17 protein-coding genes, 3 rRNA genes and 1 pseudogene are annotated in these 23,006 nt (G+C 44.2%); 18 read left to right on the top strand and 3 right to left on the bottom strand.

Translation table 11 applies throughout. The features are described 5' to 3' along the window. Positions 1-35: 35 nt before the first annotated feature. The 11 genes from ACQW03_RS25275 to ACQW03_RS25225 all read left to right on the top strand — a co-directional run bounded on the left by ACQW03_RS25275 (position 36) and on the right by ACQW03_RS25225 (position 9,675). Positions 36-1,139 (top strand): hypothetical protein, encoded by a 1,104-nt coding sequence (locus ACQW03_RS25275; RefSeq protein WP_441952605.1) that lies wholly within the window; start codon positions 36-38, stop codon positions 1,137-1,139. Positions 1,140-1,316: 177 nt separating this feature from the next. Continuing rightward, complete coding sequence (locus ACQW03_RS25270; protein WP_441952603.1) at positions 1,317-2,906, top strand: acyl-CoA synthetase; 1,590 nt, start codon at positions 1,317-1,319, stop codon at positions 2,904-2,906. Between the two features lie 47 nt (positions 2,907-2,953). Beyond that, the gene (locus ACQW03_RS25265; RefSeq protein WP_441952601.1) at positions 2,954-4,186 is read left to right on the top strand and encodes an aminopeptidase; all 1,233 of its coding nucleotides are present in this window, start codon (positions 2,954-2,956) and stop codon (positions 4,184-4,186) included. A 228-nt stretch (positions 4,187-4,414) separates the two neighbouring features. Continuing rightward, entirely contained in the window at positions 4,415-5,005 is a 591-nt protein-coding gene (locus tag ACQW03_RS25260; RefSeq protein WP_023988547.1) for a TetR/AcrR family transcriptional regulator, read from the top strand. An 18-nt stretch (positions 5,006-5,023) separates the two neighbouring features. Further along, a complete protein-coding gene (locus ACQW03_RS25255; protein WP_441952598.1) occupies positions 5,024-5,650 on the top strand; it encodes an HXXEE domain-containing protein in 627 nt (208 codons plus the stop codon). A 120-nt stretch (positions 5,651-5,770) separates the two neighbouring features. Then, the gene (locus tag ACQW03_RS25250) at positions 5,771-6,442 is read left to right on the top strand and encodes a DUF4309 domain-containing protein (RefSeq protein WP_441952596.1); all 672 of its coding nucleotides are present in this window, start codon (positions 5,771-5,773) and stop codon (positions 6,440-6,442) included. Between the two features lie 150 nt (positions 6,443-6,592). After that, on the top strand, positions 6,593-7,120 hold the full coding sequence (locus ACQW03_RS25245) for a TetR/AcrR family transcriptional regulator (RefSeq protein ID WP_441952594.1): 528 nt from the start codon (positions 6,593-6,595) through the stop codon (positions 7,118-7,120). A gap of 213 nt (positions 7,121-7,333) precedes the next feature. Beyond that, entirely contained in the window at positions 7,334-7,924 is a 591-nt protein-coding gene (locus ACQW03_RS25240) for a sulfurtransferase TusA family protein (protein ID WP_076294799.1), read from the top strand. Further along, positions 7,921-8,436 (top strand): DsrE/DsrF/DrsH-like family protein, encoded by a 516-nt coding sequence (locus ACQW03_RS25235; RefSeq protein ID WP_441952591.1) that lies wholly within the window; start codon positions 7,921-7,923, stop codon positions 8,434-8,436. Before ACQW03_RS25240 ends, ACQW03_RS25235 begins: the two co-directional genes overlap by 4 nt. Positions 8,437-8,512: 76 nt before the next feature. After that, the gene (locus ACQW03_RS25230) at positions 8,513-8,779 is read left to right on the top strand and encodes a metal-sensitive transcriptional regulator (protein ID WP_013310304.1); all 267 of its coding nucleotides are present in this window, start codon (positions 8,513-8,515) and stop codon (positions 8,777-8,779) included. Positions 8,780-8,979: 200 nt separating this feature from the next. Beyond that, positions 8,980-9,675 (top strand): YetF domain-containing protein, encoded by a 696-nt coding sequence (locus tag ACQW03_RS25225; protein ID WP_441952589.1) that lies wholly within the window; start codon positions 8,980-8,982, stop codon positions 9,673-9,675. A gap of 110 nt (positions 9,676-9,785) precedes the next feature. On the opposite strand, the gene ACQW03_RS25220 is transcribed toward ACQW03_RS25225, so the two are convergent. The 3 genes and pseudogenes from ACQW03_RS25220 to ACQW03_RS25210 all read right to left on the bottom strand — a co-directional run. After that, the gene (locus tag ACQW03_RS25220; protein ID WP_441952587.1) at positions 9,786-10,892 is read right to left on the bottom strand and encodes a GerAB/ArcD/ProY family transporter; all 1,107 of its coding nucleotides are present in this window, start codon (positions 10,890-10,892) and stop codon (positions 9,786-9,788) included. A gap of 28 nt (positions 10,893-10,920) precedes the next feature. Continuing rightward, positions 10,921-12,123 carry a Ger(x)C family spore germination protein gene (locus ACQW03_RS25215; RefSeq protein ID WP_441952585.1) on the bottom strand — a complete coding sequence of 401 codons (1,203 nt, stop codon included), beginning with the start codon at positions 12,121-12,123 and terminating at the stop codon, positions 10,921-10,923. A 9-nt stretch (positions 12,124-12,132) separates the two neighbouring features. Beyond that, a pseudogene (locus tag ACQW03_RS25210) lies at positions 12,133-13,344 on the bottom strand (spore germination protein); the annotation flags it as partial. 160 nt (positions 13,345-13,504) lie between these two features. On the opposite strand from ACQW03_RS25210, the gene ACQW03_RS25205 reads away from it, so the two are divergent. The 7 genes from ACQW03_RS25205 to ACQW03_RS25175 all read left to right on the top strand — a co-directional run bounded on the left by ACQW03_RS25205 (position 13,505) and on the right by ACQW03_RS25175 (position 22,944). Continuing rightward, positions 13,505-14,701 carry a trans-sulfuration enzyme family protein gene (locus tag ACQW03_RS25205; protein WP_441952583.1) on the top strand — a complete coding sequence of 399 codons (1,197 nt, stop codon included), beginning with the start codon at positions 13,505-13,507 and terminating at the stop codon, positions 14,699-14,701. Positions 14,702-15,117: 416 nt separating this feature from the next. Next, a 16S ribosomal RNA gene (locus ACQW03_RS25200) occupies positions 15,118-16,673 on the top strand. Between the two features lie 400 nt (positions 16,674-17,073). After that, positions 17,074-20,003, top strand: a 23S ribosomal RNA gene (locus tag ACQW03_RS25195). A gap of 151 nt (positions 20,004-20,154) precedes the next feature. Beyond that, positions 20,155-20,271: ribosomal RNA gene (gene rrf, locus ACQW03_RS25190) — 5S ribosomal RNA — on the top strand. Together the 16S, 23S and 5S rRNA genes form the textbook arrangement of a ribosomal RNA operon. A gap of 277 nt (positions 20,272-20,548) precedes the next feature. Further along, entirely contained in the window at positions 20,549-21,400 is an 852-nt protein-coding gene (locus ACQW03_RS25185) for an alpha/beta fold hydrolase (RefSeq protein ID WP_441952581.1), read from the top strand. Positions 21,401-21,676: 276 nt separating this feature from the next. Next, entirely contained in the window at positions 21,677-22,402 is a 726-nt protein-coding gene (locus tag ACQW03_RS25180; protein ID WP_104494942.1) for a YjjG family noncanonical pyrimidine nucleotidase, read from the top strand. Next, positions 22,399-22,944, top strand: coding sequence for a GNAT family N-acetyltransferase (locus ACQW03_RS25175; RefSeq protein ID WP_441952579.1), 546 nt, complete (start codon positions 22,399-22,401; stop codon positions 22,942-22,944). Before ACQW03_RS25180 ends, ACQW03_RS25175 begins: the two co-directional genes overlap by 4 nt. Positions 22,945-23,006 lie beyond the last annotated feature (62 nt).

Raw genomic sequence — 23,006 nt, 5'->3', positions numbered from 1 at the left:
CAATTCTTTCAACCTCATACAAAAGGAGATATATAATGGCCGAGCCCTTAAAAAATATGTACACGGAGAATTTTCTTCAACAATTCGGTGAAAAAGTACAGTCTGCGTACAGGCCGTTCGATACCATCGGATTCATCCATCAAGTGATGGATAAAAAATGGGATGAGCTGGAGCTAAAAGAACGAATACGGCGTATTTCGTTAACATTAGGGGCATTTTTGCCCAGTAAATATGAAGAAGCTCTGGATATTCTTTTTGCTATAGACGAGCATTGCAGTGGTTTTCCATACTTGTTTTTCCCCGATTTTGTGGAGGTGTATGGGCAGGGAGAAGAGCATTGGGACCTGTCCATGAAGGCACTGGAGCGATTCACCTCTAAGTCCTCTGCGGAGTTCGCCGTGAGACCCTTCCTCCTGCGTGAACCGGAACGGATGATGCGGCAGATGACGATCTGGGCGGGACACCAAAGTGAGCATGTTCGCCGTCTTGCCAGCGAAGGCTGTCGTCCACGGCTGCCCTGGGGACAGGCGTTGCCTGTGTTTAAACGCGATCCTGCTCCAGTATTGGCCGTATTGGAATTACTGAAGGCCGATCCATCACTATATGTACGCAAAAGTGTAGCCAACAACCTGAACGATATTGCCAAGGATCATCCTGATGTGGTCATTGCTACGGCTCAACGGTGGAAAGGAACACACCCTGACACCGACTGGATTGTGCGTCATGGCTGTCGGACCCTGATTCGCAAATCCATCCCCGAAGTGATGGCAATGTTCGGCTATGCGGATGAAACAGACGGGGCGCCGTTAGTCACGGGAGCCTCTTTCACCACAGACCCTGCCGTGCTAAAGCTCGGCGATAGCTGTGAGTTGAGCTACGCGCTTCAGCTTCGTGAAGGTGACCCGGTACGAGTCCGCATCGAGTACGGCATCGACTTTGTGAAGGCGAGAGGACAAACCTCACGTAAACTGTTTTTGCTATCTGACAAAACGGTCCCTGGAGGAATCCATCTTACAAGTACACGGATACACCGTTTAGCAGACCTAACAACTCGTCGCCATTATGCGGGAGCGCACCGGATTGCACTGCTCGTAAACGGTCAGGAAGTGGCTTCTACAGTGGTAGAACTCCAGTTGTAGATCACGATAGCGGTGAAGAAAAAGAGCCTGAAATCAGGCTCTTTCTTTTTGTCGTACGCTTTACAAAATTTATTTTTTTCCAAAAAAATGATTCTGGTATTAGAACCTGGTACTAAGACGTGTTATACTACAGTAAGAAAGTGGATCTCATCTTATGTATAAAGGGGAAGGTATAATTTGACAGATCAACAACAATGGCTTGCGCCTGAATATTACAATATGACTTCGGAAATGGAACACCATGATGCTGGTAAAACCGCACTCAAGTGGCTGAGTGAGACAGGAGAATACGAAGAAATCACCTACGGAGAGCTGCTGAAAAAAGCTAACCGACTGGCTGGAGGACTCGCAAATCTGGGATTTAACAAAGGTGACAGAGTTCTGGTCGTAGTACCACGGCGTATTATTGCGTATGTAATTTATCTGGCCTGCTTGAAGCTGGGGCTCGTTGTCATTCCATCTTCAGAAATGCTACGTGCCAAGGATATTGCATATCGTCTTCGCCATTCAGAAGCGCGCGCAGTCATTGCCTGGACCGGAGTAACAAGCGAAGTGGACAAAATAAATGATGATTTGCCTGCTCTGGATTATCGCATCGTGGTCTCCGGGGACGACACGGCAGATGTATCTGGCTGGCTCTTGCTGAATGAGCTGATGGATGGACAGGAAGATACTTTTGAAGCTGTGAGGACGCACCGTGACGACATGGCTATACTGGCCTATACTTCGGGCACCACGGGAAATCCTAAAGGTGTTGTACATAGTCATGGCTGGGGATATGCTCATCTGCGGATAACATCACCATGGTTGGACATTCAAGCTTCAGATATAGTATGGGCTACTGCTGCGCCGGGATGGCAAAAGTGGATTTGGAGTCCGTTTTTATCCGTACTGGGAAATGGAGCGACCGGATTCGTATATAATGGTCCGTTTCGTCCAGGTCGGTATTTGCAGTTTATGCAGCAGTATGGAATCCAAGTGTTATGCTGTACGCCGACAGAATATCGGATTATGGCGAAAACGGATGGTTTGGATCAATATGATCTATCCCAATTGCGCAGCGCAGTTTCAGCAGGAGAGCCTCTCAATCAGGAGGTCATTAACAAGTTTCAGGAGCAGTTCAACATTACGATTCGTGACGGCTACGGTCAAACAGAGAGCACATTAATTATTGGTAATTTAAAGGATGCACCTCTGCGCACAGGCTCGATGGGCAAATCCATTGCACCGGGACTCGTTGAGGTCGTAGACGAGGATGGCATTCCGCTGGCTCCGGGGCAAGTGGGCGATATTGCGGTACGTGCCGATCTGCCGGCATTATTCCATACGTATTACCATGATCCAGAACGCAAATTAGCTAGTGTCCACGGAGATTATTTTGTTACGGGAGACCGGGCTCGCAAAGACGAGGATGGATATTTCTGGTTCGAAGGACGTGGTGATGATATCATTATCAGTTCTGGCTATACTATTGGTCCTTTTGAAGTAGAGGAAGCGCTTATGAAGCATGACTCCGTACAGGAATGTGCTGCGGTAGCCAGCCCTGACGAAATCCGTGGACATGTTGTAAAAGCCTTCATCGTACTCAAAGCTGGGGTAGAAGGATCACCAGCGTTAGTGAAGGAACTGCAACATCATGTGAAAACGTGGACGGCACCTTATAAATATCCACGAAAAATAGAGTTTATTCAAGAGCTTCCTAAAACCAGCTCGGGTAAAATACGAAGAGTGGAGCTACGTGAACTGGAGAAGCAGTCCGTACTGTAGTGATGAAATTATTCAATATAATCCAAACGGAACAGGAGCGTGGAAAAATGAGTACATTCGAATCATTGTTGGAGCAATACGCAGAACTGGTCGTAAGAGTAGGGGTTAACATTCAGCCTGGACAGGTGTTTTTGGTAACTGCACCACTGGAAACTGTTGATTTTACACGCCTGATTGTCAGCAAAGCCTATGAAGCAGGCGCTAAATATGTACAGGTAGAGTTTGAGGATGATTCCATTACACGTAGTCGTTTTGAACATGGTGACGAAGCCAGTTTTGATTACTACCCTGCTTGGAAGGCAGAAATGATGGAGAAATTTGCCGAAGAGGGTGGAGCTACACTAATGATTAAAGTGCCGAACCCGGATTTATATCAAGGCATTGATCCGCAACACGTTTCTCGTGCGACCAAGGCGGCGGCTACGGCGAGAGAAGGCTATGCTCACTATACCCGGAATGCTAAGATTAGCTGGTGCCTGATTAAAGCACCCACGAAGGCATGGGCCGATAAAGTATTTGCCGATGTGGCAGAAGAGGACCGAATTCGTGTCATGTGGGATACGATTTTCGAAATGAACCGTGTAGATGGCTCCGATCCAGTTCAAAACTGGCAGGGGCATTTAAACAATCTCGAACAGCTACAAAACAAGCTGAATCACAAAAACTATAAAAGTCTCCACTATCGTGCATCAGGAACGGATTTGAAAATTGAATTGGCCGAAAGACACATTTGGCGCGGCGGCGGCGGTGAAAACGCACAAGGAATTTATACCGTGGCGAATATGCCGACAGAAGAAGTGTTCACGATGCCTAAGCGTACAGGTGTAAATGGTCATGTCACAAGTACCATGCCACTCAATTTAAATGGACAACTGGTGGATCGCATAACGTTTACCTTTAAGGACGGTAAAGTCACTGAATATACAGCAGAATCCGGCGAGCAGCATTTGACTCATTTGCTCGCTACGGATGAAGGGGCCAGCTATTTGGGAGAAGTTGCACTGGTGCCGCACGATTCACCGATTTCCAATCTCAATCGCATTTTTTACAATACAGGTATCGACGAAAATGCCTCCTGCCACTTGGCTCTAGGCAGTGCGTATCCATTTAATATGGAAAATGGCACACAAATGAACCGGGAGGAGCTGCTCCAGAACGGTGCCAATGTCAGCCTGACTCATGTGGACTTCATGATCGGCTCAGCTGAGCTGGATATTGACGGCGAACTGCAAGACGGAAGCAAAGAAGCCGTGTTCCGCAAAGGAAATTGGGCTATTTAGGTCTTTTCTCAATCTCCATTCAATCGACCCGCAAACGATCTTATTCGTTTTGCGGGTTTTTCTATACCTAAATCTCAAATCGCTCCTTGTTTTGTGAAATATAAAGTGCTAAACTGAGTTCAAACAATAATTTAAACAACGTTTTAATTATTGTTTGAAAAGTTGCTTATATAAAGTTGTCCATTTCATTCATCCGTTATGATTGGACGAAACAGGAGGAGGAAGAACATGAATCACCCAGACAAAAAACAACAAACCAAAGAAAAAATCTTAGACGCTACGCTGGAATTTATTCAAAAGGAAGGTTTTGAGGCGGTTACAATCAGAAAAATTGCCGACCTGTCTGCTACTAATATTTCTTTAGTTAATTATTATTTTGGCTCCAAGGAAAATCTGCTCAGTGAAGCTATTGAAGTGATCTTAAATGGCTTTCAGCACACCTTTTCTATTTTGGACAATACAGCGATGCCCCCCCAAGATAGACTGAAACAATTTTTACTTAACTATCTACAGGTCATTCGTCAATATCCAGAGCTTCTTTCGCGAATCATTGCCATGGGCAGCACGCCCTTTACATCTCAACAGGAATACGGAAGGTTTTTAAACATCATGGGATTTCCAAAGGTTCAGAGCACGATTAAGGAGCTGACAGGTGAGCAACAGCCGGAACGCTTGTTAGCGATGATGCTGCAAATATTTGGAGCTATTTTTCTGCCTGCACTGATGAGTCCGATTCTTGAATCAGGGGCAGTTGTGGAAATACCTTCAATAGAGGAACAATTAAATCTGCTGTTCGAAAGATATTTTGATCAAAAATAAATCATAGGGGTGACTAATATGGATTTTTTAAGAAAATATTGGCAAGATGCAGGGGCTATAATCGGTGTGGTTGTATGTATTGTTTTACTTATGAATCCAGCTATCCTTTTGGATATAACAGCCATGTTATGGTTAAGTTTTGTAGCTATATTGTTTCATCAATTTGAGGAGTACCGCTGGCCTGGATATTTTGCTGGTTTATTTAACAACGTTATGTTTAAAAGTGACACACCGGATCATTACCCCTTAAACACTCAATCAGCGATGATTATCAATGTGGCAATTGCCTATGTGTTTTATCTGCTCCCCGTATGGTTCCCGCAAGTAGTCTGGCTTGGACTCGCACCAGTTTTTATGGGATTCTTTCAGGTCGTCTGGCACGGCATCGTTGTCAATATTAAAGCAAAAACCTTATATAATCCTGGTTTGATTACGGCACTTTTCCTGCATGTTCCAGTTGGAATCTGGTATATTCATGAAATAGTAAAACAAGACATCCCAACCGCAATAGACTGGATTGCAGGTACGATCTACTTTGTTTTTGCTGTATACATCTTCATCATTAAAGGGAATATATGGTTGAAGAAGAGTGACTCTCCTTATTCCTTTTCTAAACAACAGCTGGGAGCTTACGGTCGTAAATAGGGTATGTTAGAAAATCATCAATGTCCTTGTTTACAAGTTGGAAACAAGTAGAGGTATTCCGGAAACGAGGTTCGGTTACACTTGGTTTGTACCCAAGAACAAGGAAAGAGTGATCTTATAATGAAGCATACACATCAATCTCATGATCGTAAAAAGTTGGCTTGCAAGCTAATCACCACTAGTGCTTTCTTGGCTATAGGTTTTGCTGTGATGACAGGATGCAGCAATAGCGGGGAAGCAAAATCAACTGCTCCTACTAAAGCAGAAACAGTCGCAACGCCTGCTAGTTCTACAAATCAAAACACGGATCTCAATACTAATGGGCAAGGCACCAGTAGTACAGCTTCATCTCACAGTAAACACAGCTCCGCAGCCGCTATATTCAGCGCAGCCAAGCAGGGAACCTTACCGAATTTGCCTAAAGGTCTTGGCTTGGGAACTAGCAGCGATCTGTTATTTGAGCTGTGGGGGAAATCCGAGTCAGGTTCTACAGGTCCTATGAGAAGCTACGCTAAGTATCATACAGACATCATGCTGGATGGAAGCGATAAAGTTACAGAAATTACATCTTCCGATCCAGACTATAAGAAGTTGCTTATCAAACAAGTTGTTGACGAATTGGGCCAACCTACGGAAACCGTTGACACCTCTAGAGACATACCTGACACAGCAGAAGCTAATTATACGATCAATAACACATCAGGACTTAGTTATTATTTAGTATTTTCCTATCAAACCAAAACGCAAAAGGTCAATTATATCCGGTTATATTTTAACTCTAAGACGCCATAATTGGATGTATATAAGAGAGTCGTTTCCGTCAGAATTGCGGAGGCGACTTTGTTCAAACTCATTGCATTTTTAGGTTATGTCGTTTATACTGATTTGTAATTGATTAATCAATAATCAGAAAACTGTGCTAAATAAAAGGATGAAAAAAACATGGCTAAAGCTACGTCAACATCTATAAATCGCCAAAAGGAAATCATATCTGCTGCCATTGAAGTGTTTGCAGAGATGGGCTACTACCGAGCTACAACAGCCAAAGTTGCGGAACGGGCCAATATTTCTCAGCCCTATGTCTTTCGTTTTTTCGCTACCAAGGAAGCGTTGCTTGTTGAAGCCCTGAAGGTTTCATTTGCACGTATCATAGACTCTTTTCACAGAGTTATTCATTCGGCCTCATCTGAACAGATCGAGCAAGAGCTAATTGCAGCCTATTCGCAAATTATGATGGAATACCGCAATGAAACACTTTTGCAAATGCAGGCGCAGACGATCCGCGAGGATGAGGTTGTAAGCGTGATGCAGCAAGGATTCCGTGAAATTCATACGACGGTTTATGATGCTTTCCGATGGGCAGGCATTGAACAAGCAATGGAAAGAACGATGCTTTTTCTCGCCAGAGGTATGCTGTGTAATATTTCGATGTCGCTGGATCTGCCAGAACTGATGAAAAAAGACGATTAATTTTGGTTTATGCATTAGAGTCGCGTTTTTGCGCGGCTTTTTTTGCTTTTAATTTTATTTTGTTCAAGACATGGTTTCGTTTGCTTCTGAGAAAAAACGGCCAAATAAGTTGACAAAAGAAGCGAGTCTCGTTATTCTAATACCCATAGGGGTATATGTATAAAGAAATTTAACTAAGGTAAGCCCCCTCAAAAAACAGGTGGAGGTTATAGAATGTCATCAACTAACAATATCCAAGCAGATCATATTCTTGATTGCAAAGGGCTAGCTTGTCCTATGCCTATAGTAAAGACAAAAAAGGCTATGAATGAGCTCGTTCCCGGAAAGATTATGGAGGTTCAGGCGACTGACAAAGGTTCATTAGCCGATTTTCAGAGCTGGGCCAAAAACACCGGACATCAATATTTGGGCACTCTCCAAGAAGGAGATGTAATGCGACATTATTTACGCAAAGCAAATCCGGCTGAAGTGAAGAAGGAGCAAATAATTTCTTCTACGATAAGCCATGAAGAGCTACAAGCAAAATGTTCTGGAAAAGAGAACTTCATTTTGCTTGATGTTCGTGAACCCGCTGAATTTGCGCTTAAACATATCCCTGGATCTAAGCACATCCCTCTGGGCGAATTGGAGAACAGACTTTCTGAGCTGAACTTGGAAGAAGAGATCGCAGTGATTTGCCAAGCTGGAGCACGCAGTGAAATGGCTTGTCAGTTATTAGTTTCCAAAGGCGCTAAAAAAGTCAAATCTGTGCTTTCAGGCATATCCGAATGGGCTGGAGAGACTAAGGGAAGCGAATCCATATGAGTACGACAGCAGGAATTTATACAAATAATCAAGAACATGCTCAGTCCAAAACAACGATTGTATTATTCAGCGGGGAGCTGGATAGGGCGATTGCTGCATTCATTATTGCAAATGGAGCGGCAGCATATGATCATGAAGTAACTATTTTCTTTACTTTTTGGGGGCTAAATACGTTACGCAAGGATGAAATCGTGAGCACCAATAAGGGAATGCTCGAAAAAGCCTTTGGCTGGATCATGCCTCGTGGACCCAAAAAGCTTGCACTATCCAAAATGAATTTTGCCGGACTCGGTCCACAGATGATCAAGCATGTCATGAAAAAGCACAATGCGCTTTCCTTGCCGCAGCTTATAGAGTTGGCACGAGAGCAGGGGATCAAGCTCGTCGCCTGTACCATGACCATGGATTTGTTAGGACTGCAGCAAGAAGAGCTAATCGACGGTTTAGAATATGCTGGAGTAGCCGCCTACTTGGGGGATGCTTCGCAGGGGAAGGTGAATCTATTTATTTAGGGTATCCTATTTATTTTTTTGGTTTATAATATACCTATACGTGTATATGGTAAGTCAAAAAAGGAGTGCATTGCTTATGGATTACAATTACAGTGATGAACTGAAAACGCGCCTGAGGAGGATTGAGGGACAGGTGCGTGGGGTACTTCGTTTAATGGATGAAGGAAAATCGTGCAAAGACGTCGTTAGCCAGTTATCTGCCGTACGTAACGCATCAGATAAAGCGATTGCCCAAATTGTAGCAGAGAATCTACAACGATGTATATTGGAAGAGCAAGAGGCTGGAGGAGACACGGATAAGCTGGTTAAAGAAGCGATTCAGCTTCTTGTGAAAAGTAGATAGTCATGTCTCCAGAGTTCAAGCTAGCGGGCAATGATGTCATATGTACAATATATATAATAGCCGTAATTAAAGAGCTCGCTGCCTCTAGTTGGTAGCGGGCTTTTTTATTGGACAATTTTAGGAATAACCCTTTGTTTATGCTGAGGTAGACAGGTGTAAATAACACATAAGGAAAACAACTTCTTCCGGGAGGCCTATTTATGGAGGTATTTGTTACGATTGGTGTCAAATTGATCATCAGCTTTTTTGGCTTGTGGATCATTACTTTTATTACAGGTCGGAAAACACTCAGTCAGTTAACACCACTCGATTTTCTTACATCATTGGTGTTAAGCGAAATTGTGGGAAATACGTTATATGACGATAAGGTGACCATTGGGCAGCTTTTGTTTGCTTTGGCGCTATGGTGCGCGCTGGCCTACTTTTTTGAAAAGGCGACGACCCGTTTTGTGAAATTTGGATATATGGCAGAAGGCCGAACAGTGCTACTCGTGGATAAGGGTCAGGTCAATCAAGAGATGCTTGAAAAATATGATATAGAATTTACCCAGCTGCTCTCCATGCTACGCCAGCAAAATATTTTTTCTCTTCGTGAGGTCTGGTACGCCACGTTAGAAACGAATGGTTCATTGTCAGTCATGCGCAAACCCGAATACGAACCACCCGCCGCTCAGGATATGGGAATAGATGCACAGCCTGATCTTTTTTCTGTTACAGTCATTGATAAAGGAAAGCTTCTGAACGAATCTATGCGTGGGAAGTCAATCGATATTGAAGAGATTAAAGTAAAGGTGCGAGAGCAGGGATATAATAGTATCGACGAAATCACCTACGCAGAGTTTAGCGAGGATGGAACACTTCACATCGTGCCGATGAAAGAGAAAAAGCAACAATAAAAAAGGTAGAATATTTGAATGATAGGCTTACTACAAATCTACGCTTCTTACCGTGTATGGTGTAGCTGCTGAGAAGAGGCAGAACTTTGGGGTATTGAACTATCATTTTCTCATGAAGAGGACTGTTTATTTGTCTTTTTTCTTCTTTTAATAAAAATAACTGTAAACAGTAACAAAGGGAGTACAATCTGAAAAATAGGGAACCAAGTATTAATTACAAATTTTTGACCGATTACCATGTGATGGGTATAGGTAGGAGACACAAAAGAAAGCCCGTAAATAAGTGCTGCAAGGGGAAGAATCCATTTTTTAAATCCGACTCCGGTTATTTTTTCAAGTCCTATCACGGCGCCATTAAAAAATAAAGACATTTTGATGATCAAGCCAAGAAAGAGAAGCAAAGTGAAAAGGGCATCCATTCGTTCGAACACATCCGCCAATTCAATCAACTGAACGGATTCCAAAAGAGGAAGTGTGCTTTCTGCGGCGATCTTAGGGCCGAGAACAAAAATATCCAATTGATTAATAAATGTCAGAGCTAGTGCGGTAACTATATAGGCAAAGAAAACGGGTTTTGTGAGATTCCGGCCTTTATGTGCAAGCGGATAAAATACAAGAAATAATACGGTCTGTCCGAATGGAAAGGAGATAAGCTCAGGAATAGCGGCTTTAAAAATGGGTTTCCATCCTTCCTCTAGAGCAGGAAGGGAATTTTCCAAGTGAAAGAGACCGGTTGCCGGAATTAATATACTAATTATAGCGTATCCAAGTATAAAAAAAGGGAAAAGGAATAAGCAAAATAAAAACAATGTTTTGTAGCCGTAACGAACTGTATTGGATACAATCATGATTGTGATCAAGATGATGATCCACAAGGGGGTTTGGCGTAGCAAAGTCATTACTGTCACCTCGCCTAAATCGCGTAAGTTCCGAGAAGCTTCATACATAAAATACATCACAAAAAGTAGGTTGATGATTGTACCCATATATTTTCCTATGTAACGGCGACACAACATGAACAAATCTAATTCGGGGTCCTGATGGTGGATAGCAAGATGGAGCTTTAGCAGAAGTAGTCCTGCTAAAGCGCCGATCAACATGACTAACCAAGCATCTTGCTTTGCTTCAGCCCCCATTAAAAACAACGTTGTACTTCCAACTTCAAATAAAGACATACAAATGATCAACTCGGATATTCGTATTGTATTTTGACGCATTGCTTCAATTCATCTCTCCCTATTTGTATCATTTCAACAGTTCGTTAGAAGATTTTTCAAATAATCCTGGGCGTGCAAGCATCATTTTTACATTTATTTGTAAATCCATGTTTTCTAACTCCCTAGGCCAGGTCTCCTTTATTTTTTTCCAGTCTTTTGGGTACTTGCGATGAATTTTATTTCCAATACCAATGAGGTCGATATTCTTTTGCTTTAAGGCTCTCCATCCTTCATTGATTTGCAACTTGATCGTTTCTGCTGCTTGCTCCTGCAATTGATCTATACTTTGCATATTTTTCATTTCTCTTTGCGAAGAGGCTGACAAAAGATCCCCGGTAGCTTTAACGTCTACTTTTAGGGAATAATGATTTAAATCCTTTATCGGCGTAATCTTAACTTTGGCTTTCCGGATGAGGAACGCGGCCGTAGCATTCCCATCGACATAGCTTATAGTGGTATTTTTAATCTGGTTGTTTAACCATGAAACCCCTATACTTTCCTTTTCATTTAGGAAGCCGACTCTCTTGTCTTTCTGGAAAATGCTTAGGCCTGATAACTTAAGTTTACCTTTGGCGGATGTCTCCTTGAAAACATCAACAGAATCTAGTTTCTCCGGTTCGGAACCCTCAAGAGATATTTCTGGAACTCCTGCTGCACCACTATCGGAACTAATTTTCGAAATAAACTCAAACATAGATACTGCAGGATAAATTGATCCCAATTTGCTGTTTTTCTCTATAATATTTTCTAAAGCTTGACCGGGAATCTTCTCTGGTGGTACAAGCTTTTTTAAAAAATCACGAGCTTCTCCGTTGGCAATGAATATTTTTACAGTTTCTCGTGAATCAAGGTTACGGAGGTAAATATCAATAATCTCTTCAAGCCCTTGTTCTGCTGCTTTTTTTCCAATAACGATTATATTATTTTGGGCAAAATACAGTTTGCGTGGGTATTCCAGGCTACTCTTCGTAACGGTCTCTCTCAATGTTTTTCCATGTGTAGTGAAGGTATGTACAGCACTTTGCGATGCCCCCGTGGAAGAACCACCTGAGCCAGTCGTCATGGCTGATGGAATGATGATTTGATAAGTATTGATCCAGTCGCCCTTATGTCCATCAATTCCAGTTGCTGTTGTGATGCCTAATTCGTTCAATTCTGTACGATCTACGCACCCTGTAAGTAATAACCCTGCAATAAACAGAACATAACTAACTCTTAATTGCCGCACCATTGATCTCTCCTATTTTTGGGTATCAGACTTGTCATTATTTTTGATTTCATCTGAACTGGCAGGGTATTGATGGGTTGCCTGTCTGGTCTTGTTGGAACCTGATTTTTCACTAGGTCTGGTTTTCATAGCCCACCATGGAACTCTAATGACTAGATCCTTCATATTAGATTTATAGAAGGGGCTGTAGGGCATGAAATAATGAACTCCGAATGATTTGAGTGATACAAGATGAACTATAAGGGGGATAAGCCCAATCAGAATACCGAATAAGCCTAGAGCCGCCGTCAGTAACATAAGAGCAAAACGTAGCAACCTGACTGCTGAGGCCATACTGAAATACGGGATAACAAAGTTCGATATAGCTGTGAAGGCAACAACGATAACCATTGCACCTGAGACCAGTCCGGCTTGCACCGCTGCTTGTCCAATAACCAGAGCTCCTACGATTGAAACGGCTGGTCCGATGACCCTGGGCATTCGTACACCAGCTTCACGAATCACTTCAAACATCAATTCCATTATTAATGCCTCCAATAATGCAGGAAAAGGAGTTCCTTCCCGTTGAGCCATCAGCGTAATTAACAGCGTGGTGGGGATCATTTCCTGTTGAAAAGTCGTCAGGGCTATAAATAGAGAAGGAAGCAACAATGAGACTAGAAAAGACACCATACGAAGAGCCCTTAAAAAAGTTGAAATATCATATCTCTGGTAGTAATCTTCAGCCGTCTGAAAGAAATTAAAGAAGGTTACAGGTGCAATCAGCGCGAATGGCGTCCCATCAACCAGAATTGCTATTTGGCCATCTAAAAGGCTTCCGGCGACTGTATCCGGACGCTCCGAGTTAAGCATTGTGGGAAAGGGAGTAATCGGTTCATCCTGAATGAATTCTTCTATGTATCCACTTTCAAGTATGCTGTCCGTATCAATGGATTGAAGCCGTTTGGTAATTTCCCGTACTATTTCTAGATTAGCGACATTTTCAATGTAGGCTAACATGACTTTGGTTTGTGTATATCGACCAATAATGTGACTTTCAAATTTAAGGTCAGGTGTGCGCAATTTTCTTCTAATCAGTGTGATGTTGGTTGAGATATCCTCCGTAAAACCTTCTTTAGGACCCCGAACTACGGTCTGAGTACTGGGTTCCTGAATAGCTCGTCTTACTCCGCCGGCGATGGAAACTGCCAGGGCATATATACTTCCAACGATAGCAATCTTTGCCTTGCAACCCCAAAATATACTCTATTTTTATAAATTGGATACTTAATGAAAGGCATTTGGAAGCCTCATAATTCTCGAATTTCGCAAATCAACCAGCACAGGGTGCAGAGGAGTTCAGCATATAGAATATTTGGGCCCCGGATTGGGGAGACTACCTCTTATGGGTTTGAAATTTTTTCAGAAGGTGGTGATCAGTTTGAGTTTCTCGGATGATCAGCTTATCTGTCTCCGGTTTGAGGACGAAATAGGGTATTTTGCTAAGGCTGCTGCTCCTCCAATTTATGAGACTGCTCCATTTTTCTTTGATACTTACGAAGATTATGCTGAAGCGGCTAATAATGAAAAGGAGCATTATGTCTATTCGAGGGGAACCAATCCTACCGTTCAGATTGCAGAGCAAATGATTGCTGCGCTGGAAGGTGGGGCGGATTGCAAGTGCTTTGCTTCCGGAATGGCTGCTATCAGTGCCGCTCTAATGTGTAGCTTATCCGCAGGGGACCATCTGATTCTGGTCGGACACATATATGAGACCTCCGTCAGCCTAGCCCAATATTTAAAGAGGTTCCGAATAGACTATATAATCGTACATTCGACTTCTACGGAAGCAGTCGCTGATGCCATCGAACCGCAGACCCGTGCTATTCTTATGGAGTCTCCTACCTCATTCACATTCGATATGGTAAATATTCAGGAGGTAACTTCGCTTTCCAAAGCAAAGGGTATACGTACAATCATAGATAATTCATGGGCTACACCCCTTTTTCAAAAACCATTGGAATGGGGCGTAGATATCGTTGTTCACTCCGCATCCAAGTACTTGGGTGGTCATAATGATTTAATTGCTGGGGCAGTGATCGCTTCTAAAGAGATAATAAACCGTATGTATGTTGAAGAGTATGAGTTGATTGGCGGCTCGTTGGGCCCTTTTGAAGTCTGGTTACTCATTCGGGGTCTAAGAACACTCCCGCTCCGTATGGAAGCCCATCAAAGGAATGCTCTGTTGGTTGCGCGTTTTCTATCAGATCATCCGGCCATTTCCAAAGTGAATCATCCCGGACTTCCTTCTCATCCACAACATGAGCTGGCATGTAGACAGCTCAAAGGATATGCCGGATTATTCAGTTTTGAACTAAAGGATTCGACTTATGAGGATATATGTAGAGTGATCAATAAACTGCGACTGATCCGGATCGGTGCATCTTGGGGGGCTATGGAAAGCCAGGTGATCTCACCAAACTACGGCTTCAATAAGCAGAGTCTAAAAAAACAATACATGCCTGAATCGCTTATCCGCCTGGCTGTAGGGCATGAGCCTGCTGAACTTTTGATACAGGATTTAGCTAAAGCTTTAAGCTAAGCGAACATTTCAGTATTTTATCTAAAAAAGCGAAAGTAGCGGCTCCTCCAATACATAAAGAGCTTCTGCTTTTCTGATTTATGACGTTTATATCTGATAACCTTTGCACTTTAAGTAGGAGATAAAGGAGTTACGGTTGTTCCATGTAATTCTCCGTGTGTTGGAGAGTTTTAATAAAAACTACACCGTGTAGAAATACAAACTAGCGAACTGGGAAATATTACAACTTGCCTGATAGGCATACACGTGATAAATTATATATTCAGCCAGTTTAAACGGCTGTTGATTTGATCTTTGAAAACTGAACAACGAGTGAGTAAAACGATTTTGTTCGCAAAATCAAACAAGAGATATTTTATCTCGTCAGTTTCAAAATGAGCTTATCGCTCTTTCTATAAACCAACTTCGGTTGGTCTTTAATGGAGAGTTTGATCCTGGCTCAGGACGAACGCTGGCGGCGTGCCTAATACATGCAAGTCGAGCGGGGTTAATTAGAAGCTTGCTTCTAATTAACCTAGCGGCGGACGGGTGAGTAACACGTAGGCAACCTGCCCACAAGACAGGGATAACTACCGGAAACGGTAGCTAATACCCGATACATCCTTTTCCTGCATGGGAGAAGGAGGAAAGACGGAGCAATCTGTTACTTGTGGATGGGCCTGCGGCGCATTAGCTAGTTGGTGGGGTAAAGGCCTACCAAGGCGACGATGCGTAGCCGACCTGAGAGGGTGATCGGCCACACTGGGACTGAGACACGGCCCAGACTCCTACGGGAGGCAGCAGTAGGGAATCTTCCGCAATGGGCGAAAGCCTGACGGAGCAACGCCGCGTGAGTGATGAAGGTTTTCGGATCGTAAAGCTCTGTTGCCAGGGAAGAACGTCTTGTAGAGTAACTGCTACAAGAGTGACGGTACCTGAGAAGAAAGCCCCGGCTAACTACGTGCCAGCAGCCGCGGTAATACGTAGGGGGCAAGCGTTGTCCGGAATTATTGGGCGTAAAGCGCGCGCAGGCGGCTCTTTAAGTCTGGTGTTTAATCCCGAGGCTCAACTTCGGGTCGCACTGGAAACTGGGGAGCTTGAGTGCAGAAGAGGAGAGTGGAATTCCACGTGTAGCGGTGAAATGCGTAGATATGTGGAGGAACACCAGTGGCGAAGGCGACTCTCTGGGCTGTAACTGACGCTGAGGCGCGAAAGCGTGGGGAGCAAACAGGATTAGATACCCTGGTAGTCCACGCCGTAAACGATGAATGCTAGGTGTTAGGGGTTTCGATACCCTTGGTGCCGAAGTTAACACATTAAGCATTCCGCCTGGGGAGTACGGTCGCAAGACTGAAACTCAAAGGAATTGACGGGGACCCGCACAAGCAGTGGAGTATGTGGTTTAATTCGAAGCAACGCGAAGAACCTTACCAGGTCTTGACATCCCTCTGACCGGTCTAGAGATAGACCTTTCCTTCGGGACAGAGGAGACAGGTGGTGCATGGTTGTCGTCAGCTCGTGTCGTGAGATGTTGGGTTAAGTCCCGCAACGAGCGCAACCCTTATGCTTAGTTGCCAGCAGGTCAAGCTGGGCACTCTAAGCAGACTGCCGGTGACAAACCGGAGGAAGGTGGGGATGACGTCAAATCATCATGCCCCTTATGACCTGGGCTACACACGTACTACAATGGCCGGTACAACGGGAAGCGAAATCGCGAGGTGGAGCCAATCCTAGAAAAGCCGGTCTTAGTTCGGATTGTAGGCTGCAACTCGCCTACATGAAGTCGGAATTGCTAGTAATCGCGGATCAGCATGCCGCGGTGAATACGTTCCCGGGTCTTGTACACACCGCCCGTCACACCACGAGAGTTTACAACACCCGAAGTCGGTGGGGTAACCCGCAAGGGAGCCAGCCGCCGAAGGTGGGGTAGATGATTGGGGTGAAGTCGTAACAAGGTAGCCGTATCGGAAGGTGCGGCTGGATCACCTCCTTTCTATGGAGAATCGTTTCCTGCGATGGAAACATTCAAATAAGCAGGTACATGTACCTGCGACCGGATATTCAATTCGGTTCATCACGTTCGTGTGAATGAAATGAATATCCTTAACTTACTCACTCGTTGCTCAGTTTTGAGAGCTCAAACTCTCACTTAGGATTTCCTCAATACTTGTATTCAAGTATTGAGGAATTTGATATGATGTTTTTCCGGGGTTAAAGCCGGAGAGAATATTGCACCTTGAAAACTGGATACCGAAACGAAATTGCGTTTTAGAATATTCCTTTAAGCTGATCTTGTGTAAACAAGTGAAATAAAGGTAGCTGCCTTGAATTTCATTCACACGTAAGTGTTGAACCGAAATTCAAAGCAAATCGTATTTACGATGTAAATACTAGGTTAAGCTACAAAGAGCACACGGAGGATGCCTAGGCGCCAGGAGCCGACGAAGGACGTGGCGAACAACGATAAAGCCTCGGGGAGCTGTAAGCAAGCTTTGATCCGGGGATGTCCGAATGGGGAAACCCGGCTGTCTTCATCGACAGTCACTTTCTGCTGAATACATAGGCAGAATAGAGGCAGACCAGGGGAACTGAAACATCTAAGTACCCTGAGGAAGAGAAAACAATAGTGATTCCGTCAGTAGCGGCGAGCGAACGCGGATTAGCCCAAACCAAGGAGCTTGCTCCTTGGGGTTGTGGGACGTCTCACATGGAGTTACAAAGGAATCGGTTAGATGAAGAGGTCTGGAAAGGCCCGCCAGAGAAGGTAAAAGCCCTGTAATTCAAAACTTGTTCTCTCCGAGACGGATCCCGAGTAGTGCGGGGCACGTGAAACCCCGTATGAATCCGGCAGGACCATCTGCCAAGGCTAAATACTCCCTGGCGACCGATAGTGAAGCAGTACCGTGAGGGAAAGGTGAAAAGCACCCCGGAAGGGGAGTGAAATAGATCCTGAAACCGTGTGCTTACAAGAAGTCAGAGCCCGATCTATGGGTGATGGCGTGCCTTTTGTAGAATGAACCGGCGAGTTACGTTCCCGTGCAAGGTTAAGGTGAAGAGCTGAAGCCGCAGCGAAAGCGAGTCTGAATAGGGCGACTTGAGTACGTGGACGTAGACCCGAAACCGGGTGATCTACCCCTGTCCAGGGTGAAGGTGCGGTAACACGCACTGGAGGCCCGAACCCACGCATGTTGAAAAATGCGGGGATGAGGTGGGGGTAGCGGAGAAATTCCAATCGAACCCGGAGATAGCTGGTTCTCCCCGAAATAGCTTTAGGGCTAGCCTCGGAAAGAAGAATCGTGGAGGTAGAGCACTGATTGGGTGCGGGGCCCGCAAGGGTTACCAAGCTCAGTCAAACTCCGAATGCCATAGATTTAGTTCCGGGAGTCAGACAGTGAGTGCTAAGATCCATTGTCGAAAGGGAAACAGCCCAGACCATCAGCTAAGGTCCCCAAGTGTGTGTTAAGTGGGAAAGGATGTGGAGTTGCACAGACAACCAGGATGTTGGCTTAGAAGCAGCCACCATTGAAAGAGTGCGTAATAGCTCACTGGTCGAGTGACTCTGCGCCGAAAATGTAACGGGGCTAAACACACCACCGAAGCTATGGCTTGATGCTTATGCATCAGGGGTAGGGGAGCGTTGAATGCGGGTTGAAGGTGTACCGTAAGGAGCGCTGGACTGCATTCAAGTGAGAATGCCGGTATGAGTAACGAAAAGATCTGTGAGAATCAGATCCGCCGAAAGCCTAAGGGTTCCTGAGGAAGGTTCGTCCGCTCAGGGTAAGTCGGGACCTAAGGCGAGGCCGATAGGCGTAGTCGAAGGACAACAGGTCGAAATTCCTGTACCACCGTAATCCGTTATGAGCGATGGGGTGACGCAGTAGGGTAGTGACGCGGACTGATGGATGTCCGTCTAAGCAGTGAGGCTGGTGTGTAGGCAAATCCGCACATCGTAAGGCTGGGCTGTGATGGGGAGCGAAAATTGTAGTAGCGAAGGTCATGATCTCAGACTGCCAAGAAAAGCCTCTAGCCAGGAGAAGGTGCCCGTACCGCAAACCGACACAGGTAGGCGAGAAGAGAATTCTAAGGCGCGCGGAAGAACTCTCGTTAAGGAACTCGGCAAAATGACCCCGTAACTTCGGGAGAAGGGGTGCCTCGGTAGGGTGAATAGCCCGAGGGGGCCGCAGTGAAAAGGCCCAAGCGACTGTTTAGCAAAAACACAGGTCTGTGCGAAGCCGCAAGGCGAAGTATACGGGCTGACGCCTGCCCGGTGCTGGAAGGTTAAGGGGAGTGGTAAGCCCTTCGGGGCGAAGCTATGAACCGAAGCCCCAGTAAACGGCGGCCGTAACTATAACGGTCCTAAGGTAGCGAAATTCCTTGTCAGGTAAATTCTGACCCGCACGAATGGCGTAACGACTTGGGCGCTGTCTCAACGAGAGATCCGGTGAAATTTTAATACCTGTGAAGATGCAGGTTACCCGCGACAAGACGGAAAGACCCCATGGAGCTTTACTGCAGCTTGATATTGAATTTGGGTACGATCTGTACAGGATAGGTGGGAGCCGTAGAACTTTGAGCGCCAGCTTGAAGGGAGGCATCCTTGGGATACCACCCTGATCGTATCTAGGTTCTAACTTGGTACCGTGATCCGGTGCGAGGACAGTGTCAGGTGGGCAGTTTGACTGGGGCGGTCGCCTCCTAAAGAGTAACGGAGGCGCCCCAAGGTTCCCTCAGAATGGTTGGAAATCATTCGAAGAGTGCAAAGGCAGAAGGGAGCTTGACTGCGAGACCTACAAGTCGAGCAGGGACGAAAGTCGGGCTTAGTGATCCGGTGGTACCGCATGGAAGGGCCATCGCTCAACGGATAAAAGCTACCCTGGGGATAACAGGCTTATCTCCCCCAAGAGTCCACATCGACGGGGAGGTTTGGCACCTCGATGTCGGCTCATCGCATCCTGGGGCTGAAGTAGGTCCCAAGGGTTGGGCTGTTCGCCCATTAAAGCGGTACGCGAGCTGGGTTCAGAACGTCGTGAGACAGTTCGGTCCCTATCTGTCGTGGGCGTAGGAAATTTGAGAGGAGCTGTCCTTAGTACGAGAGGACCGGGATGGACGTACCGCTGGTGTACCAGTTGTTCCGCCAGGAGCACCGCTGGGTAGCTATGTACGGAAGGGATAAGCGCTGAAAGCATCTAAGCGTGAAGCCCCCCTCAAGATGAGATTTCCCAATTAGTAAGACCCCTTGAAGACGACGAGGTAGATAGGTTGGGGGTGGAAGTGCAGTAATGCATGGAGCTGACCAATACTAATCGGTCGAGGGCTTATCCTAAAATAAAACGCAAATGAGTTTCGGATCCAGTTTTCAGGGTGTAACCTTGTAAGTATGTACAAGTGACATACAACAAGCGCATGGCTATTCATTCACACGATAAGTGATGAATCGAATAACCGTACGGTAGAATTTACGATGTAAATTCATGTTTGGTGGCGATAGCGGAGGGGTTCCACACGTACCCATCCCGAACACGACCGTTAAGCCCTCCAGCGCCGATGGTACTTGGACCGCAGGGTCCTGGGAGAGTAGGACGTCGCCAAGCAAATAAAAGTATGACCTCTACATAAAAAACCGCGATAATCGCGGTTTTTTTGTTTCCAAAAAGATGTGCTTGTCAAAATTCCAGTATGGATCCCATAAGTAAAGACAAGTAAGACAAAAATAACCCAGTTTTGTTTTTGAAAAAACCATGTTAAACTTTTCTCATAAAAATAAATGTACTTTCTGAGGTGAGTTGAAGTGTTGGAACGTTCTATGGAGAATACAAGGGAATCACACAAAGGAAAGGGAGTGATTTAAAACAGAAAAGGAGATTATAAATGAGCACTTATCAAACAGTTATTAGTGATGGATTTGAGCTGAAATATGCTATAACAGGTAACGGAAGGCCGATATTGGTGATCGGCAGTAGTGTATATTATCCTCGCTTATTTTCAGACCATTTATATAAAAAGTTTCAGTTTATTTTCCTGGATCATAGAGGGTTTGCAAAACCGACTCGAGCTTTAAAACCAGAAGACTATACTTTGGATAAAGTTATTAATGATATAGAAACAGCAAGACAATGTCTTCATCTAAATGAATTTATCATATTAGGACATTCCGGGCATGCCTTTATGGCTTTGGAATATGTTAAACAATACCCGGACTATGTTCAAAAAGTGGTGCTTTTAAATTCAGCACCTACGAACAGCCAGGAAAGACAGCGGCAGAGCGCTTCATTCTTTTATGAAACGGCCAGTCCAGAAAGAAAGGAACGTTTTGAAAAGGACATCGTTTTATTAGAGGAAGATATCAAAAGAGACCCTGATAGAAGATTTGTTCACTTGTGTATACGTATGGGAGCTCAAAGCTTTTATGATTATGCCTATGATGCGGCTTACACGTGGAATGATGTGTACACGAACATGCCTATCATTGATTATTTATGGGGAGAAGCTTTCGGTAACATGAATTTGATACAATCCCTGGCGGATATCCATAAACCCGTATTTATTGGTTTGGGAAGGTATGATTATTTGGTTGCACCTGTTTCATTATGGGATAGGGTCGATGACACCTACGAGAACGTGAAAAAAGTGATTTTTGAATATAGTGGGCATAACCCGATGTTTGAAGAACCTCATTGTTTTGATCAAACATTAGCCAAATGGATTAATGATGATCACTAGGATTTTTGCTAAAACATCTCTTAGATACTCAGTAGCCCGTAAAATGAGCGTGATTCTCATTTTTACGGGCATTTTTATTGAGTGTTATTTACCTTTTGCACCGATGAAAAATACTATGACTTTTTTATTAGTGACGTGACGGCTTAACTAGGTTCTGTATAATAACCGAAAGGTAATAATGTATTGTTAGTTTTTTTGTTATACTTCCAACAGAAACAAATCTAAGGCTTATGGAATTCAATAACAATTTAGTGAAGAAATGATATGGAGGTTGTTATGAAATACGAAATTATTTTATTTGATGTCGATGATACGTTGTTTGATTTTAAAAAGGCAGAAAGTCATGCGCTACATAATACATTTACCCAATTTGGATTGCCACAAGGGGCCACTGAGTATAAAGCTAGTTATGATGAAATCAACAGTGCGTTGTGGCGAGAGGCAGAGGAAGGACACATTACCTCAGCGCAACTGCGTGTGGAACGGTTTAAGCGATTATTTACTATTCATGATCTAGATTTCAATCCAGATGCCTTTAGTGCAGCATATTTACGTTATTTGGGCGAAGGTGCTTTTTTGATGGACGGAGCGGTTGAATTATGTGATATGCTGTCTGATTGTCGTTTGGCGATCATTACGAATGGAATCAAAGAGGTGCAAACCTCCAGAATTCAGCTTTCACCGCTGCGTGATGTATTTGAGCAGGTAATTATTTCGGAGGAAGTGGGTTGCCAAAAGCCACAAGCTGGTATTTTCGATTACGCATTTACTAAGCTAGCTATTTCAGATAAAAGTAAGGTTCTCATGGTTGGTGATTCTTTGACCTCGGATATTCAAGGAGGGAACCAATACGGAATCGATACCTGCTGGTTCAACCCCGCTGGGAAAACAAATGTGTCTGGCATTCAACCCACTTATGAAATAAAAAGCCTGATGGAGTTATCGAATCGTGTGCTTTCAAAGCGTCTCGTACTGAAACGTACATCGGCTGAAATTAGATGAATAATGTCGAAATCAGAAGGCCGGAAATTAAGGACATCGAAAAGATAAATGAATTGTTTAGAATTGTGATTATAGACACGTTTGCTAAAGAAGGCATTGGTTATATGTTGGAAGACATAGAGGAGGAAATTGAGACTAAGAGGGTATATTTGGAATGTGACTTTGAGAGTCACGGTGAACAACGATATTTATTAATCGCTGTAGATGGGAATCAAATAATGGGTTCTATTGAATATGGACCGGTAAGTGAACTAATAAGTAAATCTACCAATGCTAGATTTAAAAATTTGTGCGAGGTAGGAACTGTATTTGTTCACCCTGACTACCAGAAGATTGGGGTAGGGAATTTATTGTTGAAATCAATGTATCTGACACTGAAAAATAGAGGAGTAGAAGAATTTTGTTTAGATAGTGGATATCGTATTGCGCAGAAAATATGGAAAAAGAAATTTGGAACTCCTGATTATTTATTAAAAGATTATTGGGGAGCAGGCTCTGATCATATGATATGGAGAATCAAAGTCAAGGATGCTATTAAATGATCAATTGCTTGGCAATCTCTTGTGTGTCTTTAATCTACAAGGACCAAAGTTATAAAACAAGG

The organism is Paenibacillus sp. DRB1-1, from assembly GCF_052119485.1.
In the GTDB taxonomy this organism is placed as follows: Bacteria; Bacillota; Bacilli; order Paenibacillales; family Paenibacillaceae; genus Paenibacillus; species Paenibacillus polymyxa_B.
The sequence above is the reverse complement of the archived record's forward strand: the minus strand, read 5'-3'. Positions and strand labels throughout refer to the sequence as shown.

Bases quoted from the DNA above. Each gene is read 5' to 3' on its own strand.
- ACQW03_RS25275 (WP_441952605.1), top strand. From the start codon at position 36: ATGGCCGAGCCCTTAAAAAATATGTACACGGAGAATTTTCTTCAACAA.
- ACQW03_RS25265 (WP_441952601.1), top strand. From the start codon at position 2,954: ATGAGTACATTCGAATCATTGTTGGAGCAATACGCAGAACTGGTCGTA.
- ACQW03_RS25260 (WP_023988547.1), top strand. From the start codon at position 4,415: ATGAATCACCCAGACAAAAAACAACAAACCAAAGAAAAAATCTTAGAC.
- ACQW03_RS25255 (WP_441952598.1), top strand. From the start codon at position 5,024: ATGGATTTTTTAAGAAAATATTGGCAAGATGCAGGGGCTATAATCGGT.
- ACQW03_RS25250 (WP_441952596.1), top strand. From the start codon at position 5,771: ATGAAGCATACACATCAATCTCATGATCGTAAAAAGTTGGCTTGCAAG.
- ACQW03_RS25245 (WP_441952594.1), top strand. From the start codon at position 6,593: ATGGCTAAAGCTACGTCAACATCTATAAATCGCCAAAAGGAAATCATA.
- ACQW03_RS25240 (WP_076294799.1), top strand. From the start codon at position 7,334: ATGTCATCAACTAACAATATCCAAGCAGATCATATTCTTGATTGCAAA.
- ACQW03_RS25235 (WP_441952591.1), top strand. From the start codon at position 7,921: ATGAGTACGACAGCAGGAATTTATACAAATAATCAAGAACATGCTCAG.
- ACQW03_RS25230 (WP_013310304.1), top strand. From the start codon at position 8,513: ATGGATTACAATTACAGTGATGAACTGAAAACGCGCCTGAGGAGGATT.
- ACQW03_RS25225 (WP_441952589.1), top strand. From the start codon at position 8,980: ATGGAGGTATTTGTTACGATTGGTGTCAAATTGATCATCAGCTTTTTT.
- ACQW03_RS25220 (WP_441952587.1), bottom strand. From the start codon at position 10,892: ATGCGTCAAAATACAATACGAATATCCGAGTTGATCATTTGTATGTCT.
- ACQW03_RS25215 (WP_441952585.1), bottom strand. From the start codon at position 12,123: ATGGTGCGGCAATTAAGAGTTAGTTATGTTCTGTTTATTGCAGGGTTA.
- ACQW03_RS25205 (WP_441952583.1), top strand. From the start codon at position 13,505: ATGGGTTTGAAATTTTTTCAGAAGGTGGTGATCAGTTTGAGTTTCTCG.
- ACQW03_RS25185 (WP_441952581.1), top strand. From the start codon at position 20,549: ATGAGCACTTATCAAACAGTTATTAGTGATGGATTTGAGCTGAAATAT.
- ACQW03_RS25180 (WP_104494942.1), top strand. From the start codon at position 21,677: ATGAAATACGAAATTATTTTATTTGATGTCGATGATACGTTGTTTGAT.
- ACQW03_RS25175 (WP_441952579.1), top strand. From the start codon at position 22,399: ATGAATAATGTCGAAATCAGAAGGCCGGAAATTAAGGACATCGAAAAG.